The 23030-nt window shown below is 39.7% G+C and carries 20 protein-coding genes, 3 tRNA genes and 1 other annotated feature; of the genes, 4 read left to right on the top strand and 19 right to left on the bottom strand.

Annotated elements, in window-relative coordinates; translation table 11 throughout:
- Positions 1-401 (bottom strand): YeeE/YedE family protein (locus ACXJIN_RS04635; protein WP_456399852.1); only part of this gene is annotated, 401 nt, incomplete at its 3' end.
- A 23-nt stretch (positions 402-424) separates the two neighbouring features.
- Positions 425-676, bottom strand: coding sequence for a sulfurtransferase TusA family protein (locus tag ACXJIN_RS04630; protein ID WP_456399850.1), 252 nt, complete (start codon positions 674-676; stop codon positions 425-427).
- Between the two features lie 354 nt (positions 677-1030).
- On the opposite strand from ACXJIN_RS04630, the gene ACXJIN_RS04625 reads away from it, so the two are divergent.
- Complete coding sequence (locus ACXJIN_RS04625; protein WP_456399848.1) at positions 1031-2230, top strand: MFS transporter; 1200 nt, start codon at positions 1031-1033, stop codon at positions 2228-2230.
- Between the two features lie 187 nt (positions 2231-2417).
- Here ACXJIN_RS04625 and rpoC read toward each other — a convergent pair whose 3' ends face one another.
- The 12 genes from rpoC to ACXJIN_RS04565 all read right to left on the bottom strand — a co-directional run bounded on the left by rpoC (position 2418) and on the right by ACXJIN_RS04565 (position 14989).
- Positions 2418-7412 (bottom strand): DNA-directed RNA polymerase subunit beta', encoded by a 4995-nt coding sequence (rpoC, locus tag ACXJIN_RS04620; protein WP_456399846.1) that lies wholly within the window; start codon positions 7410-7412, stop codon positions 2418-2420.
- Positions 7413-7429: 17 nt separating this feature from the next.
- Positions 7430-10846, bottom strand: coding sequence for a DNA-directed RNA polymerase subunit beta (gene rpoB / locus ACXJIN_RS04615; protein WP_456399856.1), 3417 nt, complete (start codon positions 10844-10846; stop codon positions 7430-7432).
- 123 nt (positions 10847-10969) lie between these two features.
- On the bottom strand, positions 10970-11359 hold the full coding sequence (gene rplL, locus ACXJIN_RS04610; protein WP_456399844.1) for a 50S ribosomal protein L7/L12: 390 nt from the start codon (positions 11357-11359) through the stop codon (positions 10970-10972).
- A gap of 24 nt (positions 11360-11383) precedes the next feature.
- Positions 11384-11905 (bottom strand): 50S ribosomal protein L10, encoded by a 522-nt coding sequence (gene rplJ / locus ACXJIN_RS04605; RefSeq protein WP_456399842.1) that lies wholly within the window; start codon positions 11903-11905, stop codon positions 11384-11386.
- Positions 11906-11911: 6 nt separating this feature from the next.
- Positions 11912-12035 (bottom strand) — a sequence feature (ribosomal protein L10 leader region).
- 17 nt (positions 12036-12052) lie between these two features.
- Positions 12053-12751 (bottom strand): 50S ribosomal protein L1, encoded by a 699-nt coding sequence (rplA, locus tag ACXJIN_RS04600; protein WP_456399840.1) that lies wholly within the window; start codon positions 12749-12751, stop codon positions 12053-12055.
- A gap of 12 nt (positions 12752-12763) precedes the next feature.
- Positions 12764-13189 (bottom strand): 50S ribosomal protein L11, encoded by a 426-nt coding sequence (rplK, locus tag ACXJIN_RS04595; RefSeq protein ID WP_456399838.1) that lies wholly within the window; start codon positions 13187-13189, stop codon positions 12764-12766.
- Between the two features lie 60 nt (positions 13190-13249).
- A complete protein-coding gene (gene nusG, locus ACXJIN_RS04590; protein ID WP_456399836.1) occupies positions 13250-14311 on the bottom strand; it encodes a transcription termination/antitermination protein NusG in 1062 nt (353 codons plus the stop codon).
- A 4-nt stretch (positions 14312-14315) separates the two neighbouring features.
- The gene (gene secE / locus ACXJIN_RS04585; RefSeq protein WP_456399834.1) at positions 14316-14513 is read right to left on the bottom strand and encodes a preprotein translocase subunit SecE; all 198 of its coding nucleotides are present in this window, start codon (positions 14511-14513) and stop codon (positions 14316-14318) included.
- Positions 14514-14531: 18 nt separating this feature from the next.
- Positions 14532-14607, bottom strand: a tRNA-Trp gene (locus ACXJIN_RS04580).
- A gap of 8 nt (positions 14608-14615) precedes the next feature.
- Entirely contained in the window at positions 14616-14774 is a 159-nt protein-coding gene (gene rpmG, locus ACXJIN_RS04575; RefSeq protein ID WP_456399832.1) for a 50S ribosomal protein L33, read from the bottom strand.
- Positions 14775-14821: 47 nt separating this feature from the next.
- Positions 14822-14908 (bottom strand) — tRNA-Tyr (locus ACXJIN_RS04570).
- Between the two features lie 5 nt (positions 14909-14913).
- A tRNA-Thr gene (locus ACXJIN_RS04565) sits at positions 14914-14989 on the bottom strand.
- Positions 14990-15080: 91 nt separating this feature from the next.
- Here ACXJIN_RS04565 and ACXJIN_RS04560 point away from each other — a divergent pair.
- The 3 genes from ACXJIN_RS04560 to ybeY are packed head-to-tail and all read left to right on the top strand — an operon-like array spanning position 15081 to position 17791.
- On the top strand, positions 15081-16013 hold the full coding sequence (locus tag ACXJIN_RS04560; RefSeq protein ID WP_456399854.1) for a PhoH family protein: 933 nt from the start codon (positions 15081-15083) through the stop codon (positions 16011-16013).
- Positions 15979-17376: an HDIG domain-containing metalloprotein gene (locus ACXJIN_RS04555; RefSeq protein ID WP_456399830.1), complete on the top strand. Its 1398-nt coding sequence runs from the start codon at positions 15979-15981 to the stop codon at positions 17374-17376. Before ACXJIN_RS04560 ends, ACXJIN_RS04555 begins: the two co-directional genes overlap by 35 nt.
- Complete coding sequence (gene ybeY / locus ACXJIN_RS04550; protein WP_456399828.1) at positions 17363-17791, top strand: rRNA maturation RNase YbeY; 429 nt, start codon at positions 17363-17365, stop codon at positions 17789-17791. The genes ACXJIN_RS04555 and ybeY overlap by 14 nt, the downstream gene beginning before the upstream one ends.
- Here ybeY and ACXJIN_RS04545 read toward each other — a convergent pair.
- Genes ACXJIN_RS04545 through ACXJIN_RS04525 form a run of 5 tightly spaced genes read right to left on the bottom strand, consistent with a single transcriptional unit; the run spans position 17749 to position 23021 of the window.
- The gene (locus ACXJIN_RS04545; protein WP_456399826.1) at positions 17749-18582 is read right to left on the bottom strand and encodes a tetratricopeptide repeat protein; all 834 of its coding nucleotides are present in this window, start codon (positions 18580-18582) and stop codon (positions 17749-17751) included. The genes ybeY and ACXJIN_RS04545 overlap by 43 nt on opposite strands.
- Positions 18554-20947, bottom strand: a complete 2394-nt coding sequence (locus ACXJIN_RS04540) for a hypothetical protein (RefSeq protein ID WP_456399824.1) — start codon at positions 20945-20947, stop codon at positions 18554-18556. The genes ACXJIN_RS04545 and ACXJIN_RS04540 overlap by 29 nt, the downstream gene beginning before the upstream one ends.
- The gene (locus ACXJIN_RS04535; protein ID WP_456399822.1) at positions 20944-21756 is read right to left on the bottom strand and encodes a polyprenyl synthetase family protein; all 813 of its coding nucleotides are present in this window, start codon (positions 21754-21756) and stop codon (positions 20944-20946) included. Before ACXJIN_RS04535 ends, ACXJIN_RS04540 begins: the two co-directional genes overlap by 4 nt.
- Positions 21740-22297 (bottom strand): bifunctional nuclease family protein, encoded by a 558-nt coding sequence (locus ACXJIN_RS04530; protein ID WP_456399820.1) that lies wholly within the window; start codon positions 22295-22297, stop codon positions 21740-21742. The genes ACXJIN_RS04535 and ACXJIN_RS04530 overlap by 17 nt, the downstream gene beginning before the upstream one ends.
- A complete protein-coding gene (locus ACXJIN_RS04525; RefSeq protein ID WP_456399818.1) occupies positions 22290-23021 on the bottom strand; it encodes a lysophospholipid acyltransferase family protein in 732 nt (243 codons plus the stop codon). Before ACXJIN_RS04525 ends, ACXJIN_RS04530 begins: the two co-directional genes overlap by 8 nt.
- Positions 23022-23030 lie beyond the last annotated feature (9 nt).

Below are 23030 nucleotides of genomic sequence, written 5' to 3'. Positions count from 1 at the left end.
AACCATTTTAAAAACCAGTTCAATCCTCCGTGTTTTACCGCTGTTGCCGTGAGAGCGTATGTAAGAGCCGCTACCCAGGATGTCGTGTTCCCTTCTCCAACTCTGTATGTTGTTCCACTGGCACAACCTCCGGCTAAAACCATCCCCATTCCGAAAATCAACCCTCCAATTATCTGCCCCAGCAAATTAAGGGGTTTCGGGTTCATTCTTATCCATCCAAATTGGGCCATCAAGGGGAAAACGATCAATTCTATTGCCATAGCGAGGGTTATCGCTTTGAACAGAAAATTATCTTTCATAAGATATAGATCTCGAAATGCTGAGTTAAAACATACCCTACCACGTTGCAATATCCATCCAAAAGCTAGACCGGTTATCAATCCAAGAATTATCGCTTCCATTTTTATCCTCCTCTACTTTTTCCTTACTTTTTGCCCCCGACTTCTATGAGGATTCTCCATTCGCTTTGACCTGTTTCTTCTATGGATAAAACTTTGTGTCCTGCCTTTTCAGAATTGGCCGGAATTCTTTCTTTGGATAGAGGATAATCGATGAGAACTTCCAATATTTCTCCGGGCTTCATCTTCTTCAAAGCTCTTTTCGCTTCCACATCAGGTACAGGGCACACTTCACCTCTTACATCAACTGTCTTTGTTACTTTGTAATCATTTCCCACTTTCGACACCTCCTGAATTTTGGTAATTTGAGTTAAAGATTTTTATATCACGATACTCTAATTTGAATTTGATATTTTTTTCACAATATCCTTTAAAAAACAAGAGTGCTTTTTAGCATCCGATCAAAATTATAATATCATTTTTTTAAAAAAGAGTTAACATGTCAATAAATATATGTGAAATATTTCTCCATTAGTTTTATGTATAAATGTTATAAAAGACATTACATGTTTTGTTAATTACTTCAAAGGCCTTCAAAAAATGAGTGGAAACAAGTTCCTTTTCATGTTATCATACGTTAAGCGAACAAATTTTAGAGTATCCCTTTGGAGAGTAAAAAGGAGGTTTTCGTTTTGGGAGCTTTCGCATTCTGGTGGCATATGGCGTTTCTTTCATTTGCATCCACAATGATAAACGTTAACACCGTAATTCCTTCTTATTTGGACAAGCTTTATCACTCATCTTTTCTTATTGGGATAGCATCTTCCATTCTTTTAGGTTTGCCAAGCATAACCCAACTTTTCTTTGCCAATTTCTTGAAAACCCAAAAGTACAAAAAACCCTATTTGATGGGTGGTATTTTGACCAGAGCGTTCGCAATTTTTCTTCTTTCTCTTGCCACCTTTTACGTTTTTTCGCTTGGAATATGGGGAATTATTTTAATATTAACCGCCATCACCCTTTTTGCCACAACGGGATCTTTTGCGGGTATTGCTTACGTTGATCTTCTGGGTAAAAGTGTTCCAAGGGAAAAAAGATATTATTTCTTCCCGATAAGGCAAGCCATTGCCGGTGTTTTCTCATTTATGGCAGGTTTTGTGGTGAAGTACGTACTAAGTACCTCAAAATTTCCTCACAATTACGGCGTGTTGTTTTTATTCGCTTCCATTTCAGTTTCTCTGGCCGTTGTGTTTTTCCTATTCTTAAAAGAGTCTCCAAGTGAACCCATGCCAAAGACCAAAACGCTTGAAATGATCAGGTCCATACCGGAATTCTTAAAGGATAGAAAGTTGTTCTGGTACGTTATAGTGGAAGTTTTGGGGGGATTTTACTTCATGGCCCTTCCATTTTTTGCCGTCTACACAATTCAAAAGTTCAATTCAAGCATTGTTGGAAACCTTGTCATATTTCAAGTAACCGGCATGGTACTTTCAAATCTTTTGTGGGGGTACGTATCGAAAAAAATGGGGAACGTTTCCATAGCAAGAATTGGAATAATGATAGCTATCATTTCCACAATATCGACACCATTTCTTCCGAATATTTACTGGTATTACATTCTGTTTTTCGTGGTTGGGACAACCCTAAGCGCGCGTGGAATATTCATGGATGCTTATTTAATAGAGATAGCTCCAGAACGGGAAAGGGTTATGTACGTTGGAATAAGTGGGACGATGGGATTTGTCGGAGCTCTCTTTCCGATATTGGGTGGTTTGCTTGCAAGACATGTAGGCTTTACATTTGTTTTTGTTTTAGCAACGGCAGGACTTGTTGTTGATTTCTTATCGGCTCTAAAGTTGGAAGCCGCAAAAGTAGTTAGTGAGAAGCGATGATTATTTTCAACAGAAGTTTTTCTGCATTTTGAAACACTCGCCAGCATTTATGAACTAGCCATCTGGATAGTCATAAAACGAGGTTGAAAAACACACGGACGTGCTGAGAAAAAGAGTGAATTTATGCTGGCGGGGTTTCAAAAAAAATCGGGCAGATATCTGCCCGATTTTCGCCTTTATTAACAAATTACGATTGTGCTTTCTTTTCTCTTTCTTCTTTTGGAATAGCATGTGATTCGATTTGAATGTTGTTGTACACGGATATTCCTGTTCCAGATGGAATGAGTTGCCCTATTATGACGTTTTCTTTTAAACCCTTCAAATAGTCACGGCGCCCTTCGACGGCCGCTTCGGCGAGTACTTGTGGTGTTTGCTGGAACGAAGCTGCACTTAAGAATCCTTCTCTATGCAACGATGCGTTGGTTATTCTCATGAGTTTTTGTTTGTACTCCAAACCTTTTTTGGGATTTATGTCATATCTCAATTGCCTTTCACCATCTTTAACGTACACACCTTTTACTCCCATGGAAATCATCTTTTCCAGCAAGGTTTCCGTGATCTTTTCTCCTGCTTTTGCCAGTTCTTCTTCCTTTCCATCAGTTTCTATTACAACGTGATAAGCCAATTCCTTTCCGAGAACTTTTGCACGACTTTCTTCTATTTTAGCGTTTTCTTTGGATATCTCTTCGTTTATCCTTTTAGCTTCACCAATTGTTAAAAGTGTACCCGGCAAAATATCGGTGTCTCCTCCATCTGTAACTTCTACTTTGTTGAACATCTGCCGAATTATTATTTCCATGTGTTTGTCATGTATATCGACACCTTGTTCAGCGTAAACACGTTTTACCTCTCTTAAAAGGTATTGAAATGCCGTGTTGGAATTTATCTTTTCCAACAAGTCTCTTGGCCTTATAGCGCCATTTGTAAGAGGAGTTCCAGCCAATACCCTTTGGCCTTCTCTAACTTTCAGCTGAGTTTTCTTTGGTACAGTGTAATCGTGAAGCATTCCATCATCGTCTTCAATGTATATTTTTTGCTTTCCATCTTCTGTGCTTATTTGTTTTACATATCCGTTGACTTCGCTGAATATTCCCGTTACTTCTTTTAGCTTCTTTCGTGCTTCAAATAATTCTTCGGCTCTAGGCAATCCTTGAGTTATATCACCCGTTGTCGCTATACCGCCTGTGTGGAAAGTTCGCATGGTAAGCTGTGTTCCAGGCTCTCCTATTGATTGAGCGGCTATAACACCAACGGCTTCTCCAACGTGTACTATTCTATGATTTGAAAGATCCATGCCATAGCATTTTGCACATATACCATCTTTGGCTTCACACGTCATAGGCGATCTTATCTTTATATAAGGTCTCAGAGTAACGGTTTTTAATTTTTCTTTTACAAATCTCTTTGCTATTTCTGGTGTGACCCTTTCTTCATACGTTGTTATTTCTTCTTTTCCATTTTTTGAAAGAACCGGAGCAATTGTGACTCCGCCTACGCACGGATAAAGGTCAACCTCTACTTCATCTATTCCAAGTTTTTTCAGTGTTCTGTACGCGTTCTGCATGGGTTCACCCTTTTTGAAAAGTACCTTGTTTGCAACGCCGGATACGCTTCCTTTGTCATCATCGTAAACGTTTTTAGAAAGCTCAGCGTAATCTTTTATGTTGGGAATGTCATCCACTTTTACAGTTTCTTTTCTATGAACTTCAACTTCTTCTATTGTGGTAGATACCTTGTGTGCGTCTTCGCTTTCCATCATGGTATCTTTAGGATAAATAACTTCTTTTGTTTTGGGATTTATTATGTCTTCTGCGATCACTCTCCCAAAAAGGGCGTCTTCAAGTTTTTCTATTACTATGTCATCGTCTCTGAGAGTTTTAAGCTCAACTCCCGCATTGGTTCCACAATCTGTTTCAGTAATTGTTACGGATTGTGCAACGTCCACAAGCCTTCTTGTTAAGTAACCGGAGTTAGAAGTTCTCAAAGCTGTATCTGCTGATCCTTTTCTTGCCCCGTGTGTGGAGATGAAATATTCCATAACGTTCAACCCTTCACGAAAGTTGGAAAGTATAGGAACTTCTATGGTTTTTCCAGATGGGTCAGCCATAAGTCCTCTTATACCAGCTATCTGCTTTATCTGGTCTACACTTCCCCTAGCTCCAGATCTTACCATCATGAAGACTGGATTGAAGAGGTCTTTTGAAAGTTCTTCGTAAGTGACGTTTTGAACGTCTTTGGTTGCATCTTCCCATATTTTTATGACTTGATTGTATCTTTCTTGGGCTGTTATTAAACCATTTGCGAATGCGTCTTCAATAAAATCAACTTTTTCCTGTGCTTGGGCTATGATCTCTTCCTTTTTCGGTGACATTAACATGTCCCTAACTGAAATGGTGACACCTGAAATAGTTGCGTATTTAAAACCGTAGTCTTTTATGTGATCCAATACATTCGCGGTTTCGTCTATATCAAACAACCTAAAAGTCTTTGAAACAAGGTTTTTAATCTCTTTTTTGTCATATGTTTTCGAATAGTCCCTTAGTTCTTCTTTGAGTTCTTCATTGAAGATAACTCTTCCAACTGTCGTGTTCTTAATTATCCTTTCTCCATCTTTAAAACGCAATCGCACGTCTATTGGTGTGTGTAGCTTTATGTAATGATGGAAATACGCCATTACCGCTTCTTCAGCTGATGCAAAGACAGTTCTTGGTTTTTCCTCTTTATCGTTTATCATGGTGAGGTAGTACATACCAAGAATTATGTCTTTTCCAGGCATCGAAAGAGGTTGACCGTGCGCGGGGCTTATTATGTTGTATTTAGATAGCATAAGGAACTTGGCTTCAGCTTGAGCCGCCGCCGAAAGCGGCAAATGAACCGCCATCTGGTCACCGTCGAAGTCAGCGTTAAATGGTGGACAAACCAAAGGATGAAGCTGTATGGCATTTCCTTCGATAAGCTTTGGCTCAAATGCCTGTATACTCACCCTGTGAAGTGTTGGCGCTCTGTTAAGTAAAACGGGGTGTCCTTTTATGACTTCTTCAAGAACTTCCCACGCTTGTGGGACTTCCCTTTCAATAAGCATTCTTCCAAGTCTGCGCGCAGATTTATCCGGTTCGTTTTTGACAAGCTTTTGCAGAACGAAAGGTTTGAACAATTCCATGGCCATCTTCTTAGGAATACCACATTGATCTATCCTCAATTCAGGTCCGACAACGATAACCGCACGGCCAGAGTAGTCAACACGTTTTCCTAGAAGGTTTCTTCTAAATCTTCCACGTTTTCCTTTCATTAGATCCGTCAGGGATTTCAATGGTCTCCCAGATTTGTCTGTAACGGATTTTCCGCGTTTCCCATTGGCTATAAGGGAATCCACTGCTTCTTGAAGCATGCGCTTTTCATTTCTTATTATTATATCGGGTGCGTTGAGTTCCAAAAGCTTTTTCAGTCTGTTATTTCTGTTTATGACCCTTCTGTACAGATCATTCAAATCTGTGGTGGCAAACCTTCCGCCATCTATTTGGATCATAGGTCTCAAATCAGGCGGAATGACTGGAATAACGTCTAATACCATCCATTCTGGACGCTGGTTGCTTCTTATGAAGCTCCTTACAAGGTGGAGTCTTTTCAAAATCTTCATTCTCTTGTTTGAAGCGGACGAAGAAAGATTTTGAAGCTCCAATTCAAGTTTGTTTTCCAAATCCGGTAATTCAATGGCTTGAAGCAACTTTTTTACGGCAGACGCTCCTACATCTGCTTCTATCTTTCCCGGGTATATGTCTTTGTACGATTCGTATTCGTTATCAAGTATAACATCGCCCACTTTTTTGCCTATTTCGGCAGAAACTTCTGGGTCTATCTCCGTGATCATAACGACCGTTCTATCGTTTTCAAATTCAAATTCTTTGTCAAATTTTCCGGGGTAGTACTTTTCGAATATTTCAAGCTCGCTCATTGAGAGATCTTCATCTTCGTATATGAATCTATCCGCGATGTAGTCTCCCGCTTTTATTTCCTGACCGTCTTCAACGTACGGCGTAATTCCTTCAAAGAGTGGATAAGTTCTACTTTGTCCAACAGGGGCGGGTTCTTCTACGTATATTGTGGCGGTAGAGTTTGCGTAGAACTCTCCATCTTCTCTTTGAACGATTGAAAGATTTTTGGAAAAGCTCACCACGCCATCCATATCCGAATACACCGCATCAACGTGTGATGATGTGACGAGCTCTTGCCCCTTTTTCACTTTGGCCCCATCTGAAACTTTTACTTTTGCTCCGTACGGAACCGTGTAGGTTACCGGTTGGTCTTTCGAAGTAGGAAGTGGAATAACTTTAACTGTAGATGTTATATTGTCAACTTCCACTGTGCCATCAAATGGAGCTTTGAAAGCTTTAACATCCAGTGCATCTGCAAGCATGTCTCCGACTTTCACTTTGTCACCATCTTTGACAAGAATCTTCATTCCACGGTAAATGGAGAATTCGGTTCTTTTCAGCTTCGATTTGTCTACCTTTTGTGAGACAGTTACCCACGTGATTATTCTATCTGTGTTTGTCTTTTCTTCTTTTATGGACACAACTCCGTCTATTTCCGATGTCAAAGGACCCTGGGGATTTCTTATCATGACGGCATTTTCAACGTCAAAATCCCACTTCGATTTGTAGATGTTGTACTCTGTACCATAGAGCTTATCTCCGATGTCAAAGTGCGTTTTCTTTGGATTTACCACCATGTAAGCAGTTTCTACTGTTCTTCTGGAACCAAAGTATATGATCTGTTCAAGATCCCTTGGTGAAATGTCCAAGAGTACCGAAATGTAATTTGGTATGTTTTTTAGGTACCATATGTGAACAACTGGGACGGCAAGCTCGATGTGCCCCATTCTTCTACGTCTGGCTGTTTTTGATTCAACCCTGACTCCGCAGCGTTCGCAAACCGTTCCCTCGTATTTTTTACCCTTGTACCTTCCACAGGCACATTCGTAATCTTTTACAGGTCCAAATATTCTTTCGCAGAACAAGCCGTCTCTTTCCGGTTTAAAAGTTCTGTAGTTGATGGTTTCTGGTTTTTTAACTTCACCACTCGACCAACTTCTAATGAGTTCCGGCGAAGCGAGACTTATCTTCACGCTCCCAATCTTCGTAGATGGAAGCTTTAAAAATGTGGGGTTATTACTTTCCGGCATCTTACCCCTCCTTCAAATCAATGATTCAGATCTATTTCGTTACCGTTCTCGTCGTAAACCCTTATATCAAGAGCTATACCTTGAAGCTCTTTCACGAGCACCTTAAAACTCTCCGGCAGATTTGGCAGTGGTATGTTCTTCCCTCTCATAATGGCCTTGTAGGCTTCATTTCTCCCTTCAACATCATCGGATTTTATGGTTAGCATTTCCTGAAGCATGTGAGAAGCTCCGTGTGCTTCAAGTGCCCAAACTTCCATTTCTCCGAATCTCTGACCACCAAATTGTGCTTTACCTCCTAATGGCTGTTGGTGAATCAAAGAGTAAGGTCCAACAGAACGGGCGTGAATTTTGTCTTGAGCTATGTGGATCAATCTCATGACGTACATGATCCCAACAACAACGGGACTGTCAAAAGGTTCCCCTGTCCTGCCATCCCTGAGAACAACTTTTCCCGTTGGGTATTCTTCGTTGTCGCCATCCGTCAAACCGTGTTTCTTTCTTTCCTCGTAAAGCGGTTTGAATATGTCTTCTTCCGTTGCACCGTCAAAGACAGGTGTGGCGACGTAGATGTTTTTGAGCTTTGCCAACCATCCAAGCTGTGTTTCCATAACCTGACCTATGTTCATTCTGGATGGAACGCCGAGCGGGCTTAGTACCATTTCAACAGGCGTTCCATCTGGCAGAAATGGCATATCTTCTTTTGCCACTATTCTTGAGATACATCCCTTGTTTCCATGGCGGCCTGCAACCTTATCTCCAACAGACAAAGGTTTTCTCGTTGCAACGTAAACTTTGACCATTTTGTTTACACTCGAATCGAGTTCAGATATGTCACCTTTTTCAAAGACGTGCACACCTATGACACGACCGTCAACACCATGGGGAACTTTCAAAGATGTATCTTTTACATCTCTACCCCGTTCTCCAAATATGGAACGCATGATCTTCTCTTCAGCTGTTAGTTCACTGTCTCCCTTGGGTGTAACTTTTCCAACGAGAATATCTTTTGGGTGAACCATGGCCCCAACCCTTACTATTCCATTTTCGTCCAAATTCTTCAGCAATTCTTTAGAGACGTTTGGAATATCCGCCGTTATTTCTTCCGGTCCAAGACGCGTTTCACGCGCGTAAGTTTCGTAAACTTCTATGTGGACGGAGGTGAAAGCATCTTCTTCTATCAAAGACTGATTAACCGCAATGGCATCTTCGAAGTTATATCCTTCCCATGACATAAAAGCAACCATCACGTTTCTTCCAAGGGCAAGTTCTCCCATATCGGTCGCGGGACCATCGGCTATGCAATCTCCGGCTTCAACGTGTTCACCTGCGTCTACTATTGGACGTTGGTTCATCATAGTGTCCTGGTTTGTGCGGGTGTACTTTATAAGGTGATAAACATCGTCGCCTTCTCCATCATCTCTTTCAACTATTATCTCCGTTGCGGAAACTTTTTTCACCGTTCCAGAATGTTTGGCAATAACAATGGAACCCGAATCTCTGGCAACGTATTTTTCCATTCCCGTTCCTACAAGTGGTGCTTGGGGATTGATCAAGGGCACTCCCTGACGCTGCATGTTAGATCCCATCAAGGCACGGTTGGCATCATCATTTTCTATAAATGGAATCAAAGCGGCAGAGACACCTATAAGTTGTTTAGGAGAAACATCTATGTAGTTTACCTGATCTCTGTTAACGTACTTGTAACTTTCCATGTACCTAACTGTGACCCTTTCATCTTCCAACATTCCGTTTTCATCTATCTTAACGTTTACAGGAGCTATGTTGTAATTTTCCTCTTCGTCGGCCATTAAATAATCGATCTGGTCTGTAACTTTACCATTTACAACTTTTCTATAGGGCGTTCTTAAAAATCCGTATTTGTCTATTTTTGCATACGTGGCAAGAGAAGTTATCAAGCCTATATTCGCACCTTCAGGTGTTTCTATTGGACACATTCTTCCATAATGAGAATGGTGAACGTCTCTAACTTCAAATCTTGCCCTCTCTCTTCTCAAGCCGCCCGGTCCAAGAGCAGATATCCTTCGTTTATGGGTGATCTCAGAAAGGGGATTGACCTGATCCATGAACTGCGAAAGTTGGCTAGATGCGAAGAACTGGTGCAACGTTGCCATAACTGCCCTCACGTTTATGAGACTTTGGACATTTATCTTATCAAGGGAATTGTACATGTTGAGCTTGTCTTCGATCATCTTTTGAACTCTGGAAAAACCTCTTTCAAATTCAAGTTTCATAAGCTCTCCAACGGTCCTTACCCTTTTGTTTCCGAGGTGATCCTTGGTATCCAATCTTTCTTCGTGTTGATCTATATCAAGGAGATATTTTATAGAAACGAGTATGTCCTCTTTCGTTAAAACCTTGGATTCAAGGTTCAATTTGAGTTTCGCGTTTATTTTTGCACGTCCTATTTCTGTGAGATCGTAACGGTCTGGATCGAAGTAAAGGCTGTTGAAATAATTTTTTGCAACATTTATCCTTGGGATTTCGCCAGGTCTCAATTTTCTAAATAACGCTATGTAGGCGTCATCTACGCCCATATTCATTTCCGTTTCATCGAGATTTTCTATCGTTTTTTGCATGTATGGGTGCGCTATGTTGAGTTCTTTTATTCCACTTGAAAGCAATTTGGATATCATATCTTCGGTGATCTTCTCTCCGGTTTTTATAACTTCTCCACCCTCAATTGGTACATCTTCTAATATTATGGAACCCATGTAAAATGCGAGCTCGTCTTCGTCAACTATTATTTTAAGTGGGTAAAGTTTTAACATGTCCATTGGCGTTATGTAGCCAAGTATTTTGAGAAGCAAAGGCAACTTAACTTTTTTCTTTCTGTCGATTCTAACCTGAAGCATCTTTTTTTTCATGTTTAAAAGTATTTCCAACCACGCCCCGCGTTCTGGCAAAAAGTGAGCGTAATATATTGGGGTTCTATCAGAGCCTTCGTACTCTCTGACAAAGTAAACGCCAGGAGACCTAACCAATTGATGAACCACAACGCGTTCTGCGCCATTTATTATGAAGGTGCCTCTATTTGTCATTACCGGCAGGTACCCAAACATGGCTTCGCTTTCTTTTATCTCGCCAGAATGAATGTCTTTTATTCTTATCGTTATGTAAAGCGGGGCGCTGTAAGTGGTGTCTTTTAAGCGGCACTCTTCTTCTGTGTACCTTATATCTCCGAGTCTTGCTTTCACAAATTCAAGTTTAAAGCCCTTTTTTCCTTTTTTCACATCCGCTTTGTGTGGTCTTGATTCAATGGGAGAAAATTTTTTTAACGCATCTATGATGCCATGCTCAATGAATTCTTTGTAGGAGTCCAATTGGACGGAGATAAGGTTTGGAACTTCTATGGCGTCTTTTAACTTTCCGTAAGAAATCCTCTCTCTTTTTTGCACTTTTCCACCTCTCCTTATCAAGAAGTTCCCAAATTCATGGTACTAATAATACATTTAAGCAAAACAACCCCATCGGAAAGTTTACGATTCCGATGAGGTTACGTTTCAATAGTGTAATGATTTATGAGAGGTTAAACTCAATCACTTCAATTCGACTGTAGCACCGGCTTCTTCGAGCTTGGCTTTGATCTGTTCGGCCTCTTCTTTGCTGGCATCTTTTTTAACAATCGCATCGGCTGATCCAGCTTTGTCGACAACTTCCTTAGCTTCTTTTAAACCAAGACCTGTTATTTCCCTGACAACTTTGATAACTTGAAGTTTCTTATCTCCAATTTCTTTAAGTAAAACGTTAAAGGATGATTTTTCTTCCGCTTCTCCGCCTGCAGCTCCACCCGCCGCTGCCGGTGCCGCTGCAACTGCAACTGGCGCTGCCGCACTAACTCCAAACTTATCCTCCAATTCTTTTACCAATTCTGCCAATTCGGCAACCGTCATTTCTTCAATAGCCTTGATGATTTCTTCCTTAGTCATTTTATCACACCTCCTGAAAAATCTTTACTCTTTTTTCTCTTTAATGGCATTTAACGCGTAAAGTAACTTTCTCAAAGTGCCTGATAACACGGCGTGTAAGCCGTATATCGGTGCTTGCATTTGTCCCACCAATTGTGCGAGTAGAACATCCCTTGGTGGAAGTTTGGAAAACTCTTCAGCTTCCTTATCGCTAATGAATTTTCCATCCATAATTCCGCACTTTACAACGGGCATTTTGACTTCTTTTATGAACTTGTAAAGAGCTTTTAAAGCCAAAACCGCATCTCCCTCTGTGTAAAGCAAAGCGGTAGTACCTTTTAACGACTCTTCTAACTCTTCTGAGTTAATTCCTGCCTTCCTCATGGCCAATTTTATCAGCGTATTCTTGGCAACCCTGTATTTTGCTCCAACCTCATACAGCTCATCTCTTAGTTTCGTGATTTCTTCCACACTTAACCCTTTATAATCGGTTAGAAGCAAAAGAGGGCTTTTCGACAGGGCATCTGCTAATTCTTCTACTATTTTGATTTTTTGTTCTTTAAGCATTTGGCACCTCCTTTAACAAAAACGGCCTCAAACATGAGGCCGTCGATCATTTTCACGATCTTCGCACCTCGGTAGGAAGACTTATAGTCTTTAAATATCCTACTGTCTTCGGTACATCCTTAATTTTGTTTTTTTAACAAAACCAGGTTAGCTTTCAAATTTCGAAAATTCAACCTTTACACCAGGACCCATAGTTGGGGCAATAACTGCTTTCTGAATGAATTTTCCCTTTACACCTTGAGGTCTTAAAGACGCTATTTGCTGCAAGGCTGATGATATATTTTCGCTTAGTTTGTCATCACTAAAACTCTTTTTTCCAACTGGAAGATGAAGGTTACCGGTTTTGTCGTTTCTAACTTCTACCCTTCCAGCCTTGAAAGAAATTACAGCCTCCTTTATATCTTTTGTGACGGTGCCGGATTTTGGAGAAGGCATAAGTCCTCTTGGACCAAGAATTCTTCCAAGTTTTCCCACGAATCGCATCATATCCGGGCTGGCTATCGCAACATCAAAGTCAAGAAAACCTTCTTTTGCTATCTTTTCAGCGAGTTCTTCTCCTCCCACATAATCGGCTCCAGCTTCTTTTGCAGCTTCTGCTTCCGGCCCTACCGCGAAGACAAGCACTCTTACTTTTTTACCGGTACCATTGGGTAAAGATATGGTATTTCTTATCTGTTGCTCGTTTTTCTTCGGATCTATTCCTGTTTTCACAGAAAGTTCTATGGTTTCATCGAACTTCGCCGTCGAAAGATCTTTTACCAATTTTACAGCCTCTTCTATGGGATAAATTTTGTTTTTATCGTAATTTTTCAAAAGCTCTGAATATCTTTTAGAATGTTTTGCCATCTTCTAATCACCTCATCCCACGATCTCTATTCCCATATTTTTGGCAGTTCCTGCTATTATCTTTGAAGCTGCTTCTATATCGCGGGCGTTGAGATCCTTCATCTTTATCTTTGCAATTTCTTCAAGCTGTTTTTTTGTGATCTTCCCAACTTTAACCTTATTTGGTTCTCCAGAGCCCTTTTTCACACCCGCAGCTTTTAGGAGCAAAACAGCTGCTGGAGGCGTTTTGGTTACAAAAGTAAAGGAACGATCCTTGTAAATGTTGATTATCACAGGAATTATCATTCCCGCATCCTTGGCCGTGGCAGCGTTAAACTGCTTACAGAAAGCCATAATATTGACGCCATGCTGACCAAGCGCTGGTCCCACAGGCGCCGCAGGAGTTGCTTTACCCGCAGGAATCTGGAGTTTTACCTGCCTTATCAGTTCTTTTGCCATTTCAAAACCTCCTTGTGGTTTAAAATGAGGAAAACGTCCTCTCCCACCAAATTTAAAAAATTATCCTTCTATTTTCTCAACTTCTGAAACGTGTAACACAACTGGAGTTTCTCTTCCGAAAATCGTAACAGCCACAACTAGTTCTTTTCTTTCAGGCTTTACTTCCTGAACAATTCCGGTAAAACCTTCAAAAGGACCTTTTTTAATTTTAACGTGTTCACCCACTGATATATTTATTTCTATCTTAACTTCATTTGTTTTCTCTGACTTTTGCGAACTCGCAAGCCCAAGAATTGCGTTCATTTCTTTCTTCTTAACCGGAATAGGCTGTCCGGCATTTGAAACGAAATTTATAACATGTTCCGTGTTTTTAATGACTTCCCACATTTCCTCTGTCATGTACATTTCGACAAAAACATATCCAGGAAACAATCTTCTCATTGTAACCTTTGATATTTTTATTTCTTTGTAAGCTCCATAAGTGTCTATTTCGACAATTCCATCGGTATTGGAAACAAACGTTTTTTTGTCAGCCAACAATTCTCCTGCCTTGAGTTTTTGATTTACTCTTAGAGATTTGTTGAACGTTTCAAAGGGAACAAAATATATGTCTTCCTGGCCATCGGCATTTTCTATGACGATCTTTTTTACCCTATCGTTTTGAACCACTTTGCCATCTATTTCGCAGTACACAGACTTATCTTTTGCGATCGGCATTCCTTCTCTCAAGCGTGAGCCAAGCCTAATTCCACTTTCAATGCCGGTAGAAGAAGGAACGTAATACGTTCGACTATTTTTACGATCAACGGATTCTATTACCAATTTTCTCATGTTCCTTAACTCCACTATCTTACCATCATGTTTAACATGAACCTCTGGCAATTCAGCTATCGCGTCACCTTTTTTAACCGAATCACCAGATGTAACGTGAAGTTTTGCGGTAGAAGGAATGCGATATTTTTCAACTTTCTTTCCTTTTACGCCTACAACTTTTTCTTCTGGAACGATAACCCTTCCTATGAAGTCGTTTAATTTAAAGAGATCTCTTTTTTGTTCTATAGCTTCTTTTACGGTCTGCTCCAAACCGGAATAAGTTTGAACTATGTACCACGCTTTTTTCATACTTTTATTTCACACCTAGAACCGCTAAGAGCCATCTTGTAAAAGTTGAAAACCCCATGTCCAAAAGCCAAAAATAAAGCCCCGTCACACCCAGGATAAGTAAAACAATTCCAGTTGCAGACAAAAGCTTAGCCTTCGTTGGCCATGTGGTCTTTTTTGACTCGCTTTTCACTTCACTAAAAAACTTTTTTAAATCAGCCATTTTTTTCACCCCTTAACATGGCAGGCCCGGCAGGACTTGAACCTGCAACACCCGGTTTTGGAGACCGGTGCTCTGCCAATTGAGCTACGGGCCTACGTTTTTTCATTTAGATTCTTTATGAAGGGTGTGCTTTTTACACTTGGGGCAGTACTTGTTTATTTGAAGCTTTTCCTTAGATTGTCTTCCCTTACGGATGACGTAATTTCTGGATTTGCACTCCGTGCACACTAACGTAACGAAGTTTTTCGTATTCTTTGCCATTTTTCCACCTCTTGAACGATTAAAACTGTACCTAAAATAAAAAAATCTGGTGGAGAGGGGTGGATTTGAACCACCGAAGGCAATCCGCCAGCGGATTTACAGTCCGCCCCCATTGGCCACTCGGGCACCTCTCCATCCTTGGAGCCAGCGAAGGGACTCGAACCCCCGACCAACTGATTACAAATCAGTTGCTCTACCAACTGAGCTACGCTGGCGCTCGATTTGTATTGTATAACATAGCATGCCCCCTTGTCAAGTTTTGAATAAAGTATTATACTTATGGTAAAGAATTTTGCATGGGGGTGAATTGTGCTGGAAACCATTTCGCGTTTTAAAATCCCATCCGCGATTGATTTGGTGGCTTTTACAGGTGAATATGACTCTAATTTGAAAGCCATAAGAAAGTACTTCAACGTTAACGTTAAGCTTTCTGACAACGAGCTGTGGTTGAAGGGTGAAGAGGAAACTGTAAAAAGGGTAAGCGACGTGTTAAAGAAAATGGCACAGAAAGTGTTGGAAGAAGGAAGCGTCGATGTGAGAGATCTATTTGATGTAAAAGAAAGGGCAAACCACAATATAAAGGTAGAAGGGGTTGGCGTTTTTCCAAAAACCGCCGGTCAAAAACGTTATATTGAGGCTATGCAAAGAAACGATCTGGTTTTCGCCATAGGTCCTGCAGGAACGGGAAAAACATATCTTGCAGTTGCGATGGCTGTGGAAGCACTAAGAAGAGGTGAGGTACAAAGAATAGTTCTGGTGAGACCTGCGGTAGAAGCGGGAGAAAAGTTAGGCTTTTTACCGGGAGACATGTTGGAAAAGGTTGATCCTTACTTAAGACCTTTGTACGATTCACTTTTTGATATGATGAGCCCTGAACGATTTAATTATTATCGTTCAAAGAGCATAATAGAAGTGGCACCCCTTGCTTATATGAGAGGGAGAACCTTAAACAGTGCATTCATAATTTTGGATGAGGCTCAAAATACAACGAGAGGGCAATTAAAGATGTTTCTTACCAGAATGGGCTTTGGGTCCAAAGCTGTTATAACGGGAGACGTTACCCAGATTGATCTTGAAAAGAGAGAAGATTCTGGTCTGGTGGAATCTGCTAAGATTTTGAAGGGAATAGAAGGGGTGGAATTCGTTTATTTGAACAAAGAAGATGTTGTACGAAACCCGTTGGTTAAAAGGATAATAAAAGCGTATGAGGATTTTGAATCTGAAAAAGATGATGCTTGAAAAAAAGAGAATGTACTTCTATTATCTTATAATTCCTTTTCTTTTACTAATCGAAGGGAAATTTTCCCTTGACGCGAATATTTCCTGGATCAGTTCTTACATTCTTATAATGGCCGCGAATTCGGTAAGTTTTTCATGGATAAATAATCAGGTAAAGTTATTTAAAATTCATATAGAGTACTTTTGGACCTACATGGCCATCCTATTTTTGACCGTTGCGCTTTTTCCAATTGGATATATTTTATTTGGCGTTTACGGTCTACCGGTATTCTTTGGTGTTTTGTTGGTAGCCGTGATGATGGGAAACGAGAGTGCTATGGCTGCGGCAGTTACCCTTTCAACCGTGGCAACTGTTGTTGGGAATGGAAGCTTTAACGTCTTTGCTGTATACATCATTAGTTCCGTTGGAGCCGTATTTTTAACAAAGAAATTCGTCAGACGCTTTGATTTTTCGAAGGCAAGTTTGTGGAGCCTAATTATCACGACAAGCATGCTTTTAAGTCTGGAAATTGGTTTCTATCCGTATCAAATTCATTTGAAGGATTTGATAATCGGAGGAATGAATCCGTTTTTTTCGATGTTTTTGGCTGTTGGAATGTTACCATACGTTGAATATCTTTCCAGAATTTACTCTGATATGGGGCTTATAGAGCTTGGAAATTTAAGCCATCCTTTGCTTAGAGAGCTGTCCATGAGAGCGCCTGGCACTTATTTCCACAGTGTGGTGTTGTCTAACATGTGTGAGAACGCGGCCCAGCGCATAGGAGCAAATTACGTTTTGGGAAGAGTTGGCCCGTATTTTCATGATATAGGAAAAATTAAAAGGCCAGAATTTTTTACCGAGAATCAACATGGCATTAATCCTCATGATTCCATATCTCCAATGATGAATTACTTTGTTGTGGTTTCACATGTTAAGTACGGTGAAGAACTCTCAAAGAAGTACAGATTACCTCTCCTTGTGGAAGATATGATAAAAGAGCATCATGGAACGAGGATGGTTTCTTTCTTCTATCAAAAAGCTTTGTCTGAAAATTTGAATGTCAGTCCAGACGATTTTAGATATCCAGGCCCCAAGCCGAGGACAAAGGAATCTGGAATAGTGATGCTCGCAGATTCGTGTGAAGCAGCAGTGAGATCTCTGAAATCTCCAACGCCTTCCAAGATAAGGAATATGATAGAGGAAATTGTAAATAGAATATACAATGAAAGGCAGTTGGATGATTCAGGTTTAACTTTGAAAGATATAGATCAGATCGTTGAAGAATTTTCAAAAGTGCTTTCAGCTATGTATAAAAACAGAATAGAGTATCCTAAAAATCCGAAAGAAGTGGAAAGGGTGATCAAAGTTGCAAAAATGTGAAGTGTTCAACACTCAAAAGATAAACGTTGACTTTGAGTTATTCAAAAAATTGTGTAATTTCGTTTTGGAAAAAGAAAAAAGAGATGGAACCCTTAACATCATATTTGTCGGAATGAACGAGATGTCGAAGTACAACCTTTATCGTGGAAAAGAAGAACCCACAGATGTTCTTTCATTTGAAGGAGAGATGCCAAATTTCTTAGGAGAGATATACATTTGTCCACAATATGTTCAAGAGAATGCCGAGTACTTTGGAGTTCAATTTCAAGAAGAGCTTATAAGAGTATGTGTCCACGGTATTCTGCATCTTTTAGGATACGACCACGAAAAAGATGAAGAAGAAGCAAAAAAGATGTTTGAAGTGCAAGAACGCTATGTTGCGGATTTCTCTTCTTTGCTTGATAAAAGCTCGTGAACGGCTTCTTCCACTTCTAAGATTTCTTCTTGCGTTGCTTCTTTGCCAACTTTGTTTATAATTTCTTCAGGATCTTCCATAAGTTGTATCTTTTCTTCTTTATTTGTGAAATCCTCTTTTAAAAGATTTTGAAGTTTCATCTTTATGTCTTCTTCATTTGGAGTATCGGATGGCATTTCTATTTTTTCCTCAGTTGGAGGAGAAGGTTGCGATGTGCCCTCTTCAACGTTGAATGAAAGATCGTCGAACATTTCTTCTTCTTGCTGAGGCGCTGATACTTTAACTTTTTTCTTTCTATGTTTGAGGTATTTGTATCCGTAAAATCCACCTAAAGTTAAAATTAAAAAAGATGAGAATATAAGAAATTCCATTCCTTTCGATACTTTTTTCTTTTTTGACTGGTTTTCAAGATTTATTATCTCCGAGCTTCTACTTTCCCATCTTGCAATCTCCGCCACTAAATTGCGCTCTCTGCTTTTTGTTGACGTTGAAAAAGCTGTAAAATGTTCGTTTGGAAGGTAGGCCCTTGCCGTTACCATATCTCCAGCGTACCAAGCGCTTAGACCTATCATGTACTTAACATCTGAGTTGTTTTCTAAGGCAGGATTAAGCATCAAAGCCGTTTTCAAATACTTCTCTGCTTGAGCGTAATCTCCTGCGTTGAAGGCAAGAACACCTTGAGTGTAATAGTAGTTACTGTTGCTCCCTGCCAATGCAACGACTGAAAAAAGCGCTAAAATTAACAATAACCACCAAAGTATCTTATTTTTGAACATATCCTTCAATTTCATATTTTCCCTCCTTATCGCAAAGGAGAAGAATTGTGTTGTTCCATTTTGTTGCATCTAAGGTGCCGTTTATCAATTGATATATTGGAATTCTTACCCTGTTTTTCATATCGTAAAAGTTCAAAGTTCTTTCTCCAACAACAATTAAGGTATTTCCGTTGGAAATTAGCTTTAAGTTTCCAATATTCTGATTTCCTATTATTTGAGCTTTGTGTGTGTTCATATCCACCGCTATCAAAATGTAATTGGATGATAAAATGTAGACCAAATCTCCGTTCACGTAAATGGAATTTATCTTAATGGCTTGATCGGATTTGAATCCTATTTCTTTCGTCAAAGAGCTTATTTTTTCAAAAAAGTTGCCAACGTGAGCTGTAAGGTTGTAAAGGGCAATGTACTTGTCTGTTGCCATTGCAAATTCGTTGAGTTTTGGAAAGTACCTTAAAATTGCGTTTTTTCCTGGAATAGACAAAATGGTAGAGTTATTCGTTACGTTTTTGAAAATAGTTTCCGTTGCGCTGTTTATAAGAGCATAAATGTACTTATTCGTTGAAAAAACACATTGATAATCTTCATCACGTGAGATGGTACCCTTCAACTTTGACATCTTTCCATTGAATTCGAGAACCTGACCCATTGGCGTTGTCAAGTACATCTTTCCATTGTAAATATTTGTGAAAGATATTTTTCCTTTGTATATTGGCTGATATCCGCCTATTGACATGAAATACGCTTCAGTTGGAGACACCAGGTAAACTCCGTCTTTTACTCCCATTATTTTAGAAACTTGTGGAATAGAAATATAGTAGTTCTTAACAAGAAAGAGCCCTTTACTTGGATTTTTCAAGTAATAATCCCCATTTGATAGGTAAATATGAGTTTTAGCTCTGACATGAACGATTTCCTTCGTTGCCGGAGTGGACTCTTTGGTTTCTTTAAAATGATCTGGTGTGAATTTTTCTTCTTCGAGAGAAGAATTAGTGTTTGATAACAACCCTTTTACCAATTTCTGTACTTCTTTATGGGCAAAGATATCGTAGAATGAGTACGGAAATTCGTACTTTTTGCTTCCAAAGCTTAAAGCGCTTTTAACGGAAACAACTCCATCTCCCTCTTTTGGTACCAATTGGGGGAAGAAATCTTCCATTTTTTTGGAAGAAGGTATTACAGCATTTGGTTCTGTACCTGTTATGGAAATAAAAGTGACTTCTTTTGGAACTTTTTTTGAGTTCAAATGAATTAAAAACGTCGAATTTGGTGCCACATCCTGTGCAAAGAAATTCAACAGCCTTAAGTACGAAATAGACATGTTCATAACGTAGTCCGCTGTTCTTTGGGGAACCTGAAGTTCTCTGCTTATAAAGACGTCGCCGGAATTGTAAAGGTTGCTCAACATGTATGAAGATGCAAAAGAAGTCCCTTCATTTGGCGTATCGAACAGTATAACTTTTTTTGCCATGACCTTTTGCTCTTGAACCGCTTCCCTTGCTATAAGCCCTCCTATGCCTTGAGCGATTATGTAAATATCTCCTTTTATTGTACTAGCGAGCGCTGCAAAATTATTTGCCGTGTATTGAACGTAGCTTGTACTTCCGGTTTTGGAAAAGTAATTTATAATTTTTTCCGTTGTTGACAACGAACGCGGATTCACAAGTGGATAGTTGAAAACGTAAACGTTGTAATTTGGAAAATTTTCTGCCCATATGTTTTGCGTGGTACCGGGAATGTTACCAGTGAAGTTCATATTACTTCCGGGTATTATTATGAGATTTGGAGAATTATCGCTTACTTTCCTCACAAGGTTTATTCCATATTCAGATTTAGAGCTTGTCAAAACCAATCCCACTATGCCAGGAAAATAAGTTACGCATTCCAGATAACTTCTTCCGTTTTTCGTACGTATCTGTCCACCATACAAAGTGTATGGCAACCCGTCTATCAGCTCAACAGCCTGAACATTGGCTGCGTTTTGACCAAAATAATAATTAGATGGAATTGGTATCCAAACGTGAATAGGCGCTCTTGACATAGTATCCAATCCGCTTTTCCAATGAAGCTTGTACATCGTTCCTATAAAGCTCGCGGCTACCTCTGCGGAAGTGTAATCAGAGGTGGAAGATGAAATGGGCGTTATTACAGCGTAATCTCCTCTCTCGAGTGCACCTTCTGGTGATTGTACTTCTGCTGGCAACACGATTTTTTTCGGTGTCTTTGGTCTCATAGAAAAATAAATGAAAATTCCTATTATCACAACTATTACGCTTACAGTTGAGATGAGGAGGATCTTATTTTTGAAAATTTTTTTGGGAATGAATTTAGATAAAAAAGATAATTTTGGCACTTTCGCTTTGAACTTTGGAATTTTCATATCTTTCCCTCTAACAACATTTTCACTTTTTTGACTTCTTCTAACAGATTTGGAGAATCTTTTATCTTTTCGATCACTTCTCCATAAAGAGTATCGGCGTATTTTTTAGAATCTTCAAGCCCAATCTTGCTGACAAGCGTTGATTTCTGTTGTTTATCGTCTTTATGAGGAGTTTTCCCCATCTTTTCAAATGTCGATGTTAAGTCGAGTACGTCATCCAAAATTTGAAAACTCAGTCCAAAAGAATACCCTGCTTCTTCATACTTTTTTTCCATCTTGCCGCTCATTCTCGGGCCAAATGAAAAGGCAAACGCAAATAGCGCACCTGTCTTTTTTCTATACATTTTGAGTATTTCGTCAACTTCAACACTCTTTTTTTCGAGAAAAACGTCGCGCGCTTCTCCGTCGATAAGCTCTAAAAGCGTTTTGGAAAAAGCTTCAGAAAGCCGTAAATTTCCTATTTCGTTGCACAAATCTAATGCTTTTGCAAATAAAAAATCCCCCGCCAATATGGCAAAATTTTCTCCAAAAACAACGTGATTGGATGGCTTTCCTCTTCTATAGCCGTCATTGTCTATTGCCGGAAGATCGTCATGAATCAAAGACGCGGCGTGCATCATTTCGATTGCCACAGCCGCCTTCAGGGCATCTCTTTCGTCAACTCCGAAGTCCTTTGCGCTTGCGAGTAAAAGAGTTGGTCTTAATCTTTTTCCGGGTAAGGTTAAAGTGTAAATGGCGGCTTTTTTGAGAGTGGAATTTATATCCATTGAGAGAACGAATTCTCTCAAAATTTCATCCGTTACTTTCATCATCTTCTCCTTTGCCATTTTGAAAGTAATTTTTGAAATCGTCTATTTTAAGGCGTTCTACGAAGTCTTTGAATTTCTCTTTTTCATCTTTTGAAGTGGAATCTTCCATCTTTACTCCACCCTCAATGATGACTTCATCTGTTGTGAAAATTGGAACGTGCTTTTTGGCGGCTATGACTATCGCATCTGAAGGTCTACAATCGATTTCTATTATGGAGGCTGGATCGTCTTCTATTTCCGCGTAAGCCAAATCTTTCAACATGAGCTTAGCGTAGTAAGTGTTTTCTTTTAGAGAATCGATCACGACTTTTACAACTTGTGCGTCTAATGCCTCTATGGTGTTTAACAAAAGATCGTGTGTGAGTGGACGTGGAAAGTCGGTGTTTTCAAGTGCTAACGAAAGTGCCATCGCTTCGCACGAGCCTATCCATATCGGCAATACCATCGAACTCTTTTCTATTTCAAGGATGACAACTGGCGTGTTATGATTTCTATCTAACATTAAGGCCTTTATCTTTAGCTCTCTAAGCAAATTACTCACCTCCTTCGATCCTTTCCACTTCTTTTGTTATAACTTTGCGAAGGAAATCTGCCAGCTGAGGTGATTTCATTCCTTCAAACTCTTTTGGTTGAATTAACGGAAGTACCGAAGCAATGATTTTCGCTTTTTTTATGTAGAAAGTACCTTTTGGCATTGAACGATCTGTACCCACTATTGCTATTGGAAGAACTGGTACCTTGGATTTGAGTATAATCTTCATAGAACCTGGTTTGAATTCGTGAACTTTTCTGTCTACGCTTCTTGTTCCTTCCGGGAATATGGCTACTACCTGTTTTTCTTCTTGCATTCTTTTTATCAGCCTTGTTATGGCTTCTATTGCGTCTCTTGGGTTATTTCTATCTATTAGTTCACCACCAAGTACTCTCAAAAAATCCCCGATGGTAAAGAACTTATCGAGTTCCTTTTTTGCTATGAAACCAGCATGAGGATTTATGTATCCTTGAATTAAGGAAATGTCTAACATACTTCTATGATTAGCGACAATTATGTAAGGCCCTTCTTTTGGAATGTTTTCTCTTCCCAAAATTGTAACTTCACTTTTTGCCCACTTAAAAGCCCGTCTTCCCCATCTCCCAACGTGAAATGTTATGTACTTCTCTTTCTCTTCCCCTTTTAAACGTGAGGCTTTTCTGGTAAAAAATGGCGCGTAAAGCATGTAAAGTAAAAATGCTACAAGTATGCGTATATACCTTATGAATTCCATACTTTCACC

This window comes from Mesoaciditoga sp., assembly GCF_054006115.1.
This window is presented reverse-complemented; position numbering and strand designations above follow the sequence as displayed.

What these genes read in the sequence shown, in the direction of transcription:
- rpoC (WP_456399846.1), bottom strand. Translation starts at nt 7,412, where the DNA reads ATGCCGGAAAGTAATAACCCCACATTTTTAAAGCTTCCATCTACGAAG.
- rplL (WP_456399844.1), bottom strand. Translation starts at nt 11,359, where the DNA reads ATGACTAAGGAAGAAATCATCAAGGCTATTGAAGAAATGACGGTTGCC.
- rplJ (WP_456399842.1), bottom strand. Translation starts at nt 11,905, where the DNA reads ATGCTTAAAGAACAAAAAATCAAAATAGTAGAAGAATTAGCAGATGCC.
- rplA (WP_456399840.1), bottom strand. Translation starts at nt 12,751, where the DNA reads ATGGCAAAACATTCTAAAAGATATTCAGAGCTTTTGAAAAATTACGAT.
- rplK (WP_456399838.1), bottom strand. Translation starts at nt 13,189, where the DNA reads ATGGCAAAAGAACTGATAAGGCAGGTAAAACTCCAGATTCCTGCGGGT.
- nusG (WP_456399836.1), bottom strand. Translation starts at nt 14,311, where the DNA reads ATGAAAAAAGCGTGGTACATAGTTCAAACTTATTCCGGTTTGGAGCAG.
- secE (WP_456399834.1), bottom strand. Translation starts at nt 14,513, where the DNA reads ATGGCTGATTTAAAAAAGTTTTTTAGTGAAGTGAAAAGCGAGTCAAAA.
- rpmG (WP_456399832.1), bottom strand. Translation starts at nt 14,774, where the DNA reads ATGGCAAAGAATACGAAAAACTTCGTTACGTTAGTGTGCACGGAGTGC.
- ACXJIN_RS04555 (WP_456399830.1), top strand. Translation starts at nt 15,979, where the DNA reads ATGAGGATTTTGAATCTGAAAAAGATGATGCTTGAAAAAAAGAGAATG.
- ACXJIN_RS04545 (WP_456399826.1), bottom strand. Translation starts at nt 18,582, where the DNA reads ATGAAATTGAAGGATATGTTCAAAAATAAGATACTTTGGTGGTTATTG.
- ACXJIN_RS04540 (WP_456399824.1), bottom strand. Translation starts at nt 20,947, where the DNA reads ATGAAAATTCCAAAGTTCAAAGCGAAAGTGCCAAAATTATCTTTTTTA.
- ACXJIN_RS04535 (WP_456399822.1), bottom strand. Translation starts at nt 21,756, where the DNA reads ATGAAAGTAACGGATGAAATTTTGAGAGAATTCGTTCTCTCAATGGAT.
- ACXJIN_RS04525 (WP_456399818.1), bottom strand. Translation starts at nt 23,021, where the DNA reads ATGGAATTCATAAGGTATATACGCATACTTGTAGCATTTTTACTTTAC.